Origin of the sequence: Streptomyces sp. NRRL F-525 (assembly GCF_000716605.1) — a bacterium.
Taxonomy (GTDB): Bacteria; Actinomycetota; Actinomycetes; order Streptomycetales; family Streptomycetaceae; genus Streptomyces.
On sequence record NZ_JNXE01000025.1, the window covers coordinates 1 to 13,467 of the forward strand.

The window sequence follows — 13,467 nt, forward strand, 5'->3', positions numbered from 1 at the left end:
GAGACGTCGAACACCTCCCTCAACGGCGTAGGGGCCTTGTCCGTTGCGGACGCCGACGTCGTCACCTGATCAGTGGCCACACTGAAACGGCTCAGTGAGTCCCTGTGCTGTTCAATCCTTCACGACCGAGCGGCACAGGGAAACTTGGCCTAATGGCCGAGGGTGGGAACCGCATCTCCCACGAACCGACCGTCGTCCGATCGATAGACGACCCCAACGTCGTAGCGGTCAAGAAGGGCGTACATGTCAGGAGCAGGGGCGGCCGGCAACAAGACGACCCGCTTGGGCTCACCGTCGTGCTCAGGCATGTCAACGTAGCGGCTGTAGTCCAGGATCTGGCCGAGTGCCATCCGCAAATCTTCCCGGGAGCTGGATCCCTTCGCCTCGTACAGCACATGAGCCGTAGCGTCGTACAAGTCCGCACGAAGCGTTGAAGTGAGGCCCTTCACCTTGATCTGGTAGGCACCGGTCTGGTGCCCGGCAGCATCCAGGTGAGCCTTGTACGCCTGCGTCAATTCGGCCTCATGACGGATGGCCACCGTGGCGGCGGTCGCAGCCCGGATACTCAAATGAGTGCCAAAGGCCTCAGGGACAACGAACGTACCGCTGGTCTCAGCGTTGGGAGCAGGCTTTCGCGGGGTGCGCCCCTTGCGTACGCGCTGCTTCGGAAGCGGCAAGGAGCCACTGGTCGCCGGGTCGGACTGGAACATTGCAGCAGTGACCGCCCGGAACGGCACGAACTCGCCCACGGTCTTCTCAGCGGGAGGGATCACATCCTCCTCGGCATGCTGCACGTCACCGTCAGCGCGCAGTCGGAAGACAATGACGTTGCGTTCCTGGCCGTTCTCTCCATGAACCCTTCGCCACACGTAGGGCTCCATGCTGTCCAGCGTGAACGACCCTAGGTACCGGTGTGTCTTCGTATCGCTCCCAGGCACCTTGCCCACTCGCGTGAAGACTCGCAGCACCCGGCCCTCCTCCGCGTGCTGAAGGATCGCCCGGTTCCCAGTGCCAGCAGTGCCTTCGAAGGTCTGGTCACCGGACTTGCCCGCGCCGGTGTACTCGAAGACGGCTCCCAGCTCGTCCTCCTCGGCCAACCAGCCGTCGTAGTAGCCGACTCGCTCGCCCACGTCCGGGTCTGAGTAGACGTTGACACTGTGTTTGGACGTCGAGGGGCAGATGCCGCCTTGCGGGCTCCCTCCGAACACTGCACGAATCTGAGCCCGCGTACGGACATCACCGGGGTTGATCACTTCAACGCTAGCGGTCATGAGTTGACCCTAGGCGACGGCACTGACAGCCCCACCAGCATCACACCGAGAGGCCAACTCGCCGTCCACACACCCGATGTCAGTGATCCCATGACGTCGAGAAGCTGGCCCAGCTGACCGGGCGCGCACCTGTGGGCTTCAGGAAATGTGCCTTCCGGTGAGCTCTCGACGCCCCCGATCAGGGAGACCGGGTGCGGCCCGTACGGTGACTCCCTCAATGTCACCGTTGACGATGGATCGGGGATGTCGATGGACATCACTCCGGAACGTGTATTAGGCGGCATGGCGGCTGAAAGGACTGGCCAGGGCGTCTACGGGGTCCATGGAGAAACCCTGGAGATGATCTTGAAATTGAGACCCCGGAGCACCAACAGAAACCGACGCACCCCAACCTTCTGACCTGCTCTTTTGGCATGGACCCCTGGTCGGCGATCTTCCAGAGCCTAATTCGGGACGAAGAGGTCATCGCGCAAGCTAGCCGCCCACGCGCTTCCGAAATCGGGACTTGCTCTGGTCGACAGCCAACAGCGTGGCTCAGGCTGGCAGGGGTACAGCGAGGCACACGCGCGCCTGCACGGTCGACTGACCCGCCCTCGTGGCTAACTGTCGGCGGCTGGGGCTCAGACACCCGGGTGCCCAGCTCGGCCGCGGTGCATTGACGTAGAAGGGCCGTGCCATTCGCGTGCCAGATCCTGCGGGGAACCACGGGAAACAGCGGGAACTTGCCCTGGGGGGCGACCAGGACTCCAACGCCATTCCGCCGCAGGTCAGCACAGCAACCGTCGCCAAGAGACCCAAGCTTCCCAAGCTGAGAGTGCGAGTTCGATTCTCGTCACCCGCTCCAGAATCCGCCCCCAGGTCCACGGCCTGGGGGTTGTTCGTCGTCCAGGCCGATTCGGGGCCGGTGCTCGTCCGGGCGGAGGAACCGGTGTGCGGCTCAGGCCCTACTCTGATCCCCGGTAGGCAGGCAGGCGCTGGGAAGGGTTGATCGGTGATGACGCCCCTGAACACCGGGGATCCGGAGTCCATAGGCGGCTACACCCTTCTCGGTCGGCTCGGGGCGGGCGGCATGGGGGTCGTCTATCTGGGAGTCTCCCCCTCGGGACGGCAGGTCGCGGTCAAGCTCGTGCGCGGGCCGTATGCCCAGGAGGAGGAGTTCCGGACGCGCTTCCGGCAGGAGATCGAGGCCGCGCGCAGAGTGAGCGGCGCCTTCACCGCGCCGGTCGTGGACGCCGACCCGGACGCCGACCAGCCGTGGATGGCGACGCTCTACGTGCCGGCGCCCAACCTCGCCGAAGTCGTGCAGAAGGACGGCCCGTTGAGCCTGCGGGAACTGCGCGCGCTGGGGCTGGGGCTCACCGAGGCGCTGCGCGACATCCGGCGGGCGGGCCTGGTGCACCGGGACCTCAAACCGGGCAACGTCCTGATGACCGAGGACGGGCCGCGCGTCATCGACTTCGGCATATCGCGGGCCTCCGGCCACCAGAGCCTCACCACGACCGGACGGATGATCGGCACCCCGCCCTTCATGTCGCCGGAGCAGGTGTCCTCTCCCCGGGACGTCACCCCGGCCTCGGACGTGTTCTCGCTGGGGTCGCTGCTGGTGTTCGCGGCCGTCGGCACGGGACCGTTCGACGCCGACAGCCCGTACATAACGAGCTATCAGGTGGTGTTCGGGACCCCGGACCTCGGCGGCGTGCCCGAAGCGCTCCTCGGCATCGTCGAGCGCTGCCTGGACAAGGACCCGGCCGCGCGGCCGGAACTGACGGACATCCACCGCATGCTCCAGGCCCTGCCGGAATCCGACACCATCGGGTCCCCGAGGACCGGGCCCTCCGCGAAACCCCCGCGCGGCCCCGCTTCTCCGAACGCGGGCGACACGACCGGTACCGGTACCGGTACCGGCAAGCGACGCCGGACCCGGGCGCTGCTCACCGGCCTCGGCGCGGTGCTGGCCGTCACGGGGCTGTGTGTCGGCGTGGGTGTCTTCGTGTCCGGTTCGGACAGCCCCGCCAACGCCACCGCCGACACCTCCACGGCCACCACCCGGGCCGCGTCCCTGCCCGCCGGCTGGCGGCCGTGGCAGACGCCGTTGCGGTACGCCGTGAAAGGCATCCCCCTCGAGTACAACGGCCCCGGATGCGTGGCCGAGGGAAGCGCCCTGTTCTGCGGCGGTACGGGTTTCACGGCCGCCAGGGTCGACGCGGCCTCCGGCCGTATCCAGTGGCGGACCGGCACCCGCCCCCAGGGGGCGCAGCCGATCGGCGTCCGCGACGGGCTGGTCTATGTGTACGAGGATCCGGACGACAGCACCAGGCGTGTGGTGGCCGTCGACGCCACGACCGGGCAGCGGCGGTGGCAGCGCGACATCAACAAGTCCGAGGACGCGGTCCTGTACGACGGCGGACTGCTGACCATGTCTCCGGACTACTCGTCGTTCGTGGCCTACGGTCCTTCCGGCAAGGAGCTGTGGCGGGCGCCCTCGCTGGACGAGTACTGCACTCCGTCGGCACTGGGAGGCGCCCCCTACGCCCTGTGCTCGCAGGGCAACGAGCCGGGCCAGGCCCCGATCGAGCTGATGAGGCTCGGGCCCGGCAGCCTCACCGAAACGGCCACCCTGCCCCGGAAGGCGGAAGCGCTCGGCGCCGTCGGCGGGCAGCCCCTGTTCCTCGCCCCCCAGACCGCGAAGGATGTGTACGAGGCCGGGTACGAACGGCCGTACAACGCACTGCTGTCGGTGGCCCCGGGAACCGGGCAGGTCCGGCGGATACCGCTGGCGCGTCCGCTGACCGGCGCGGCCACCCTCGTGGACGGCGTCGTCTACTTCGTGCGGTCCGACGGGACGGTCACCGCGGTGTCGGCGGACAGCGGCAAGCAGCTCTGGCAGAAGGTGACGGACGTGGAGAGCCTGTCCGCGCCCGCGGTGTCGGCGACGTACAAGCGGGTCTATTTCGCCAACCGCTTCGGCCGTCTGCTGGCGCTGGACAGCCGCACCGGAGCGGAGGTCTGGCGCACCTCGGCGCTGGCCGACCCCGGGGACAAGGTGCAGAGCTATCCGCCGCGCGTGCTGCTCGTCAAGGACGCGATCGTGGCGACGGCCGGCGACACGGCCTTCTCCCGGAGCGCGGCCGGGCCCGACTGACCGGCCCGCCTGACCGGCCGGGGCGGCAATCTCCGCGCACGGATTCCCGTCGGGCACGGCGGGGTCGGGTCACGTACAGGTGGCTCTGCCGGTTCGGCGGCGAACCCGTCGCGAGTTGATTGCCCCCGTGGAAGGGAGGTGTCGATCAACCCCCGGCTGCCCAGTCTGGGTCGTGCGGGTGCCGAGTGAGCGCCCGGAAGCTGGAGTCAGAGTCATGCCCAACGGAACCAGTCGTGCGAAACGCACGCTCGCGTCCACCGTGGCCGCCGCCGTGCTGGCGTTGATCGCCACCCTCTTCGGCCCGCTGGCCACCGCCCAGGCGCAGACCTACCCCTGCCCGGGCGGCCCGTCCTCGGGCGCCTCCTCGTCCGGGTCGAGCTGTCCCACCCTGCACAACCGGGACATCGTGGCGGAGGCGGCCATGCCCGTCACCCTGTACCGCGGCGACTCCCGGCCCCCGATCGCCGACAACGACCAGGGCATCTTCAACACCGGTTTCTGGTCCCGGGGCACCAACTCCGACATCGTGTCCCACGTCCAGGGCGACCGCTCCCTGAACAGCGAGTACATCTCGACCACCGGCACCCAGGGCGTCGCCGACGACTTCGCGCGCAGCCAGGGCGTGAACAACCTGGCGAGCATCGCCCTGAACAACCAGTGCTCCACGGGCCGCCTCGTCGCCTACGCGATCCTCCCGGGCATCGGCCCCTACCTCATGGAACGCTGCCTGCGCGGCACGATCACCGCCCGCACGTTCGTCTACACGATCGACCCGGCGTACGCACGGAACGCGCTCTACGTCCCCGACCAGATCCGCAGCAACACCGACCTCTACAACCACTACCGCAGCCAGAACGAGTGGGCCTACGTCCGCCACATCCCGAACTGGGCGATCACCGGCGCCCGCATCTACACGATGACCGCCCGCTACAACCGCGGCTTCCTCGTGCCGTCCACGATCACGTTCCAGTACGACCAGTTCGTGGCCAACCCGCACCACGCCCAGACCCGCATCACCTACGACCCGGCCACCGACCGAGGCGCCGACTGGACCTACGACACGGCCCTCAACTCCCCCACCGCGAACGGCTACTCGCGCGGGTGCAGCTCGATCACCCGGTGCCGGAACGGCAGTTGAGCGACGGCTCCCGCCGGGCTAGTTGGTTCCGGCGGTGAGTTCGCCGAAGAGCCTGTTCGCCGCGTCCGAGGTGAACTGGCGCTGGAGTTCGGCGCGGGCGATCCGCTTGCGGAACTCCCCCTCGTGGCCGGTGAAGCCGGCGTTGTGCATGGTGTCGGTGATCCAGACCGCGAACGCCTGGTAGTTCCAGATGTGGGGCAGGCAGGTCTCGGAGTAGCTGTCGAGGAGGCTTCGGTCGCCCTTCTCCACCTGGCGGATGACGGCGCGGGCGAAGATCTCCGTGTCGTGGAGCGCCAGGTGGATGCCCTTGGCGCTCATCGGCGGGACGAGGTGGGCGGCGTCGCCGAGGAGGTAGAGCCTGCCGTGGCTCATCGGTTCGTACACGACACCGCGCAGCGGCACGATCCGCTTGTCGACGATCTCGCCGGTGGGCACGGGGACGCCGAAGCGGGCCGCCAGTTCGTGCCAGACGCGGGCGTCCGGCCACTGCTCGGGGGTGTCGTCCACGGCGCACTGCAGGTAGAGGCGGCTCGCGTGCGGGCCGCGGGGCAGGATGCCGGCGAGGCCGAGCGAGTGGATCGCCATGCCGGAGGGATCGGCCGGCACCGCGGCCAGGACGCTGAGCCAGGAGTAGCCGTACGTGTGGGAGTACTCGGTCAGCGCGGAGGCGGGGACGGTGCTCCGGCTCACGCCCCGGAAACCGTCGCAGCCGGCGATGAAGTCGCACTCGACGGCCTCGGACGTGCCGTCAGGGTTGCGGTAGTGGACGAGGGGACGCTCGCCGGTGATGTTCTCCAGGGTCACGTCGGCGGCTTCGTGGCGCAGGTCTCCGCCGTCGCGCAGGAACACGTCCGTGAGGTTGCGGACCAGGACCTGCTGAGGGCAGAAGAGACTGTCGTCGCCGTCATCGTCGTCGTCCACGTCGATCGGCATCGCCACCCCGTCGATGTAGAAGACGCCCCCGCTGTGCGGGACGGGGTCACCGGCCAGCACTTCCTCAAGGCCCCAGGCGCGGAACATGCGTACCCCGAAGGTGTCGATGGTCCCGGCCCGCTGCCGTTGTTCGACGTGGGCGCGGGTGTGCTTCTCCAGGACGACGCAGTCGACGCCGTTGCGCAGCAGGAAGTTGCCGAGCGTCAGGCCGGCGACGCCTGCCCCGACGATGACGACGGTCGTGTGTTCGCGGGTCTCCGTCATGTGTGTGCGAGCCTCCGTGCTCAGAGCGGTTGCCGATCACGTCGGGGCGGTGGCGCCTGGGTGGTTCGGCGTGCGGCTCCCACTCTGGGATCGACGGTGACCTGGGAGCCACCGGTACCTGGACAGCGGATACCGGAAAGCCGCCAACCTCGCGGGACGGGCGGCCGCGGCCGAGGCGTTACCGCCGCTTGCGCAGCTCCGCCTGATAGCGGCCCGGCGTCTGGCCGATGACCTCGGTGAAGGCGTCGATGAAGCTGGAGGGGTTGGACCAGCCGCAGGTCATCGCCGTGTCCGTGACGGACCTGCCGTCGGCGAGGTGGACCAGGGCGTGATGGATCCGCAGGGTGGTGCGCCAGCGGTGGAAACTCATGCCCAGTTCCGTGTGGAACAGCCGGCTCAGGGTGCGCTCGCTCGCCCCGACCGTGCGGCCCAGCCCGGCCAGGGTGATCGGCCGGGCGGGGTCCTCGTACAGGAGGGCGGTGGCGGCGCGCAGCCGGTCGTCAGCGGGCTCGGGCAGGTGCAGGAACTGCTCGGCGGAATCGGTGAGTTCGTCGACGATCACCGTGAGCAGTCTCCGGTGCGCGCCGGGCCGCCGCTCCGGCCTGTCGGTGAGCGCGAGGAGCGCCTCGCGCAGCAGGGGGCTCACCGCGAAGACGCTGGGGTGGTCCACCAGTTTCGCGCAGAGATCGAGCGGGACGACGACGAGCCGCACGTCGGTCTCGCCGTAGAAGCGGTGGGAGTGGGCGAAGCGCGGTGGTGTCCAGGTGACGCGGTTGGCCGGGGCGACCCAGGTCCCTCGGTGCGTCACGGTGGCCAGCGCGCCGGCGGCGGCGTACACGAGCTGGCCCTGGACGTGCGAGTGGGGGTCGAGCCGGTAGCCGTGCGGCAGCCACGCGCCGCCCTGGAGGATCGGCTCGGAGCTCGGCGGTGGCGGTTGACGGGTTTCCGGCATCGGACGTCAATCTACCGACGGTCGCAGCACCTGGGCGAAGCCGACGGCACACCGAGCGGCGCCCCTGATTGTGTGACGCGGCTCACGCCGAAGCGAAAACCGGCGGCCCCCGCCCCGCGTCTAGCCGGTGTGAGATCACTCAGGAAGGCACCCGGCGAGCTGGACGAGGAGCGGCTCGTGCGGCTGGTGGCGCGGGGCGACCGTGCGGCGTTCGACGAGCTGTACCGGCGTACCGCGCCGTGGATGGCGGTGCGGCTGCGCCGGCGCTGTGCCGACGAGCAGATCGTCGCCGAGGTGATGCAGGAGACGTATCTGGCGGTGTGGCAGGCGGCGGGGGCGTTCGCGGGGGCCTCGGTGGGCGGTACGGCCGTCGGGTGGCTGTGGACGATCGCGGCGCGGCGGCTCGTCGACGCCTTCCGGCGGCGGGCCCATCACGCCGAGCCGCCGCCGGCCGCCTCGTCCGTCGGCGCCGCGCCCGGCGCCGAGGAGGAGGTGCTCGCGGCGACCGTCGGCGGGGACGTCGGGGACGCGCTGCGGACCCTCGCGCCGGAACTCCGGCAAGTACTGCAGGCGTTGGTGCTCGACGGGCTGTCCGTCCGGGAGACCTCCGTCCTGCTCGGACTGCCCGAGGGCACGGTCAAGACCCGTGCGCGCCGGGCCCGGATCGCGATGCGGAGGGCGCTGACATGAGGGCCGGCATGGGCGTGGAGCACGCTTCCCCGCGGATCATCGACAGGTACGCGCGCGGACTCGGCGGCGGCGACGACCTCACCGCCGATGAACTGTGGGCCGTAGAAGCCCATTTGGAGACGTGCCGGGTGTGCCGGGACCGACTCGCGGCGGTCGTCGCCGCGGATGTGCCGGAGGTCGCGGCGCTCGTCGGGAGTGTGCGGGACGGGCTGGAGCCTCGGCTGGGTGTGCCGGTGGCGCGGCGGCGGTATCGGCCGGTGCGGGTGTCGGGTTGGCTGACGCCGGCGATGGTGCCGTGGGTGGGGATGGTCGTGAGTGTCACCCTGCTCGCGCTGCTGCTCGATCTGGTCGGGGGCGGTTACGGGTTCGGGTCCGGCCGGGTGTCGGTGGTGTTGCTGCTCGCGCCGGTGCTGCCGGTGCTCGGTGTCGCGGCGTCGTGGTCCCAAGGGCTCGATCCCGCCTACGAGTTGACGGCCTCGGTGCCCAGGGCCGGGCTCCACCTGGTGTTGCGGCGTACGGCTTCCGTGCTCGCGGTCGTCGTTCCGGCGCTGCTGGTGGGGGGTTGGGCCACCGGGGTGCCGGGGGTGACGGCCGTGCAGTGGCTGCTGCCCTGTCTGGCCTTCACGTCCACGACCCTGGCGCTCGGCGGTGTCGTCGGGGTGACCCGTGCCGCCGTCGCGGTCGTGGCCGTGTGGGCCGCCGTGGTTCTGACGCCGAGCGTGGTCGCCGACCGGGCGACCTTCGCGCTGCAGGCGGGCGGGCTGCCCGTGTGGGGGCTGGTCCTCGCGCTCGGCGTGGGGGTCGTGGTCGTCCGCCGGGGCGCGTACGCCGTGCTGGGAGCCCATCGGTGACCGGTGGGAGATCGACAACAAGAGCCGTGGGGACACCAGTTGGAAAGGACCGTCACATGATGCCCGCAGTGAGCGCGGCCGACCTCGCGCCGACGCCCTACGCCTGGGAGATCCGGGCCGCCGGACTGAAGGTCAGGGCCGGCCGGAAGCGGATGGCCGTCGACGGGCTCGACCTGTCGCTGGGCACCGGGGTGCACGGGCTGCTCGGGCCCAACGGGGCCGGAAAGACCACTCTCATAAGGGCGTTGGCCACCGTGCTGCGGCCCGCCGAGGGGACGCTGGAGCTGCTCGGGGAGTCCGCGGGCGGGGTGGGTGAGCACCGGGCGCTGCGGCGGCGGATCGGGTATCTGCCGCAGGAGTTCGGGTACTACAAGCGGTTCACCGTGCGCGAATTCGTCGAGTACATGGCCTGGTTGAAGGAAGTGCCGAAGGCGGACATCCCCGGTGCCGTGCAACGCGCCGTGGAACGCGTGGGGTTGGCCGACCGGGCCGAGGAGCGGATGAAGGCGCTGTCCGGTGGGATGGTGCGCCGCGTCGGGATCGCGCAGGCCATCGTCAACGATCCGGCGATCCTGCTGCTCGACGAGCCCACGGCCGGGCTGGATCCGGCCCAACGGCTGCGGTTCCGGGGGCTGTTGCAGGAGCTGGGCGCGGACACGTGTGCGGTCGTGTCGACCCATCTGGTCGAGGATGTCGCCGCCGCCTGCGGTGATGTGGTGCTCTTCGCCGAAGGGCGGCTGGTCTTCCAGGGCACCCCGGACGAGCTGGCCGCGGCGGGTGGTCCGGAGCAGGTGGGCGACAGCCCGTTGGAGCGCGGCTACTCGGCACTGCTGTCGGACCCCGAGCAGGAGAGGGGCTCCTGGTGAACGGCCGTGTCCCGCATGCCGACTTGAACGTCCGCGTCCCGCGCATCGACGTCAACCTCCGTGTCCTGCGTACCGAGTTGAGACGGTCCGTCGCCCCCTGGGCCGGCGGTGTGATCCTGACGAGCGCGCTGGCGTTCCTGTATCTGGTGGACGGCAGCTGGTGGAACGGCACCACGGCGTGGACGGCCCAGTGGACGTCCCTGGCCCTGTGGACCCGGAGCCTGCTGTTCTATCTGTGGCCGCTCGCCGTGGGGTTCGGGGCGTTGCAGGGGCTGCGCGACCACCGTTCGAGGATGGTCGAGCTGCTGACGAGCACACCGCGTCCGGCCCGGCACCGCGTGGCCGTACCGGCGGGCGCGGCGGCGATCACGCTGGCCTCGGCCTACGCGCTCCTCGTCCTCGTGGGCGGAGTCCAGGTACTGGCCAACACCGCGTACACGCACGCCGGTTGGCTGCCGATCTCCCTCGTGGGGGCGCTGTTCCTCGTCGCGGGGGCCGTGCTGGGCATGGGCGTCGGGCGGGCCCTGCCGTCCGCGCTCACCCCGCCCCTGCTGGCCATGAGTGCCTTCGCGTTCACCGCACTCATGCACATGTCGCTCGGCCGTACGGCGACGACCGAACCGGCGACGGGTCTCACGACCACGGAACCGAACCGCCTCTCCCTCCTGTCACCGGAGGTCGACGAGGTCCACAGCGCCCTCGTCACGCTCTCGGCCTCCGTCCACGTCGGGCAGACGATCTGGGTGCTCGGCATGGCCGCGACCGGCTTCGCGCTCCTGGCCGCCGCCACCCGCCGCGCCCGGCTGATCGCCCTCGCCCCCGTCCTCGCGGGCGCGCTCCTCGCCCTGCTCGTCCTCCCCTCCGACCCGAGCCGGATGTACGTCGTCGACAAGGCCGCCGCGGAGCTGGTGTGCGACGGCCCGGTGTGCGTGACGAGGACGCACCAGGACCACCTCGCCGCACTGGCCGGTCCCGGCAAGGAGGCGCTACGGCTGCTGCGCGGCGCGCTGGGCGGACGGGCGCCGGTCTCGGTGCGGGAGAACAACGTCGTGCAGGCGTACGGCTCCACGCCGAAGTGGTCCCGTACGGCCGTGCTCCTCGACTTCGACGACGACCTCCTCGCCGCGGCCACCGGCAAGGAGCAACTGACCTGGTCCCTCCTCGCCAAGGGCCTGGTGCCGGGATGCACTCCGGTCGGCTGGAGCGGCTTCGGGGGCGACCAGTACGCGCAGGCCGTGGCGGTGGGCTGGGTCCTGGGGGAGCTGAAGCCGCTGCCCGGCACACCGGCGGCGGGACAGCACGAGGTCGACGCCAAGACCCGCCCGGTGTGGAAGAAGCTCATGGCGCTTCCGCGGGCTGAGCAGGTCGCGCGGATCAACGCCATGCGGAGCGCTGCGCTGGCCTGTAAGGGGGACCCGTTCGACGTGCTGTCGGGCGGGGCGTCCCGGTGACACGGCTGCCGGCGAGGTGGCTGACGCTGTACGCCCGTTCGCGTCAAGTGCCCGCTTCCTTCGCCGCGTTGGCGATCGGCGCGGCGGCGATGCGGGTGCTTGGCGGGGACGGCGGCCAAGGGGCCGGTGATCCACGGGTGCCCGTGCTCGTCCTCGCCACCGGGGTGATGGCCGCGTCGATCGGGCTCGGCGGGCAGGATCTCGCGCTGGACCGGACGGCCGCGATCCGCTGGGTGCCGCGCAGGGCGGCGCATGTGCTGCTCGCCGGGGCGGTGGTCGCGGCGGTGCTGCTGGCCGTGCAGGGGGTGGGTTCGGGTAGGGGGACGTCCGTGGCCGACGCCGGGTTCGTCGTGCGGGACAGTGCGGGGCTGACGGGGCTTGCCGCGCTGGGTGCGGCGCTCTCGGGCGGGCGGTACGCGTGGACGCTGCCGTTCGGCTGGCTGTCGTTCTCGTTCTTCGCGCCGGCCGGTACGAGTACGGCGATGCGGGTGGCGAACTGGATGCTGTTGCCGGCCGGTACGGCGGCGGGTACCTGGACTGCCCTGGTTCTCCTGGGAGTTGGCACCGCGGCATACGCGCTCGCGGGGCCGAGGCGGTAGGCGGTCGGCGGTAGGAGGTAGGAGGTCTCAGGACGTGGCGCCGGTGACCGCGAGGACGCTTCCGATCTTCGCGTCCTCGTAGAACCATTTGGCGTCGGCCGAGTCGAGACCGATCCAGCCGGCGCCGGTGTCCTGCTCGCCGGTGCTCTTCTCCTTGGAGGAGAAGGCGATGCCGACGTAGACCGGTTCGTTGTTGACATCGCGGAGTTCGACCGCGAGCGAGATCGCCGTGGTGTAGGCGATTCCGCCGGTCAGATCGGTGACGGTGACCACCTTGGTCTCGTGCTTCCTGTAGACGGTCAACGGCCCTGTCGGCTCGGGGCTGTCGGGGAGGCCGGAGGTCATCGGCATGACCCGGCCCCCGACGATCAGGACACGCTTGCCGAGGACGACCGTGCCGGTGACGGACGCGCGCGGTACGGGAGTTGACGCCCCGCCGGAGGTGACCCGGGGGGAGGGGGCGGGGTCTGCGTGTGTGGCGGCCGGGAGTTGACGCCCGTTGTCGTCCTCCGCGGAGTGCGTGAAACCAACGGTCAGCGCGAAGGCGACCACGGCGAAGGCCACCGCGCCCGCGCCCAGCGTGCCCGCCGTCCGACGGCGCCCCCGGCGCACGGCACGGCCGCGGACCTCGGCGCCGGTGAGGGCCGGGAAGGTCTCTTGGCGCGCCGCCAACTCACGCAGAGCGGTGGAGAGTTCGTCTTCGGAGAGTTCGTCAGACACGCCCGCTCTCCTTCCGGACCGGCACGCCCGCCTTGCCCAACTCGCCTGTATCGGCAGCCCCGTCGGCCTCGTCGACCGCCAGATGCTTCGCCAGCGCCGCCCGCCCCCGGTACAGCCTGGCCTTGACCGTCCCCACCGGCGCGCCCGTGTCGGAGGCTATCTGCTCGACGCTCACGTCACACAGATGGTGCAGGACGATCACCATCCGCTGCGCCTTGGGCAGTTGGCGCAGCGCGGCGACAAGTGCCGTGTGATCGGGGTCGGGTCCCGGCACCGCCCCGGGCGGCGGAGTGCGGCGCACCAACTCCAGCCAGCGCCTGGCCCGGCGCCAGCGGCTCACCGCCAGCCGCATGGCGACCGTACGGATCCACGCCTCGGGCGCCTCGTCCGCGAGGAAGTCCCCGCGCCGGTCCCAGGCCCGTACGAACGCCTCCTGGACCACGTCCTGCGCCTCCTCCCTGTCCCCGGTGAACGCCGAGAGCTGACCGGTGAGACGGGGAAACGCGGCCGCGTAGAAAGCGTCGAACTCGTCCTCGGTCATGACCTCACCGGAGTCTTGGAATTCCCGTGCAACCTGACCGCCCTCGCCG

12 protein-coding genes are annotated in these 13,467 nt (G+C 70.5%); 7 read left to right on the forward strand and 5 right to left on the reverse strand.

The window, feature by feature from the left end; all coding sequences use genetic code 11:
- Positions 1 to 149 precede the first annotated feature (149 nt).
- The gene (locus OO69_RS30215; RefSeq protein ID WP_158713439.1) at positions 150 to 1,271 is read right to left on the reverse strand and encodes a hypothetical protein; all 1,122 of its coding nucleotides are present in this window, start codon (positions 1,269 to 1,271) and stop codon (positions 150 to 152) included.
- Between the two features lie 994 nt (positions 1,272 to 2,265).
- On the opposite strand from OO69_RS30215, the gene OO69_RS30220 reads away from it, so the two are divergent.
- Positions 2,266 to 4,413 carry a protein kinase domain-containing protein gene (locus OO69_RS30220; protein ID WP_033284008.1) on the forward strand — a complete coding sequence of 716 codons (2,148 nt, stop codon included), beginning with the start codon at positions 2,266 to 2,268 and terminating at the stop codon, positions 4,411 to 4,413.
- A gap of 214 nt (positions 4,414 to 4,627) precedes the next feature.
- On the forward strand, positions 4,628 to 5,551 hold the full coding sequence (locus OO69_RS30225; RefSeq protein WP_033284009.1) for a hypothetical protein: 924 nt from the start codon (positions 4,628 to 4,630) through the stop codon (positions 5,549 to 5,551).
- 18 nt (positions 5,552 to 5,569) lie between these two features.
- Here OO69_RS30225 and OO69_RS30230 read toward each other — a convergent pair whose 3' ends face one another.
- A complete protein-coding gene (locus OO69_RS30230) occupies positions 5,570 to 6,748 on the reverse strand; it encodes a 4-hydroxybenzoate 3-monooxygenase (protein ID WP_033284010.1) in 1,179 nt (392 codons plus the stop codon).
- A 178-nt stretch (positions 6,749 to 6,926) separates the two neighbouring features.
- Positions 6,927 to 7,700, reverse strand: a complete 774-nt coding sequence (locus tag OO69_RS30235; protein ID WP_033284011.1) for a helix-turn-helix transcriptional regulator — start codon at positions 7,698 to 7,700, stop codon at positions 6,927 to 6,929.
- A gap of 129 nt (positions 7,701 to 7,829) precedes the next feature.
- Between OO69_RS30235 and OO69_RS30240 the strand changes: the two genes are divergently transcribed.
- The 5 genes from OO69_RS30240 to OO69_RS30260 are packed head-to-tail and all read left to right on the forward strand — an operon-like array spanning position 7,830 to position 12,157.
- Positions 7,830 to 8,390: an RNA polymerase sigma factor gene (locus OO69_RS30240; RefSeq protein ID WP_033284012.1), complete on the forward strand. Its 561-nt coding sequence runs from the start codon at positions 7,830 to 7,832 to the stop codon at positions 8,388 to 8,390.
- Between the two features lie 8 nt (positions 8,391 to 8,398).
- Complete coding sequence (locus OO69_RS30245) at positions 8,399 to 9,241, forward strand: zf-HC2 domain-containing protein (RefSeq protein WP_033284013.1); 843 nt, start codon at positions 8,399 to 8,401, stop codon at positions 9,239 to 9,241.
- Positions 9,242 to 9,297: 56 nt separating this feature from the next.
- On the forward strand, positions 9,298 to 10,107 hold the full coding sequence (locus OO69_RS30250) for an ABC transporter ATP-binding protein (RefSeq protein WP_199811061.1): 810 nt from the start codon (positions 9,298 to 9,300) through the stop codon (positions 10,105 to 10,107).
- Positions 10,104 to 11,558 (forward strand): hypothetical protein, encoded by a 1,455-nt coding sequence (locus OO69_RS30255; RefSeq protein WP_234444565.1) that lies wholly within the window; start codon positions 10,104 to 10,106, stop codon positions 11,556 to 11,558. Before OO69_RS30250 ends, OO69_RS30255 begins: the two co-directional genes overlap by 4 nt.
- Positions 11,555 to 12,157: a hypothetical protein gene (locus tag OO69_RS30260; RefSeq protein WP_234444566.1), complete on the forward strand. Its 603-nt coding sequence runs from the start codon at positions 11,555 to 11,557 to the stop codon at positions 12,155 to 12,157. The genes OO69_RS30255 and OO69_RS30260 overlap by 4 nt, the downstream gene beginning before the upstream one ends.
- A 27-nt stretch (positions 12,158 to 12,184) precedes the next feature.
- Here the strand turns inward: OO69_RS30260 and OO69_RS30265 are convergent, their stop codons facing one another.
- Positions 12,185 to 12,877 carry a hypothetical protein gene (locus OO69_RS30265; protein ID WP_033284014.1) on the reverse strand — a complete coding sequence of 231 codons (693 nt, stop codon included), beginning with the start codon at positions 12,875 to 12,877 and terminating at the stop codon, positions 12,185 to 12,187.
- Positions 12,870 to 13,418 (reverse strand): SigE family RNA polymerase sigma factor, encoded by a 549-nt coding sequence (locus OO69_RS30270; protein WP_033284015.1) that lies wholly within the window; start codon positions 13,416 to 13,418, stop codon positions 12,870 to 12,872. Before OO69_RS30270 ends, OO69_RS30265 begins: the two co-directional genes overlap by 8 nt.
- Positions 13,419 to 13,467 lie beyond the last annotated feature (49 nt).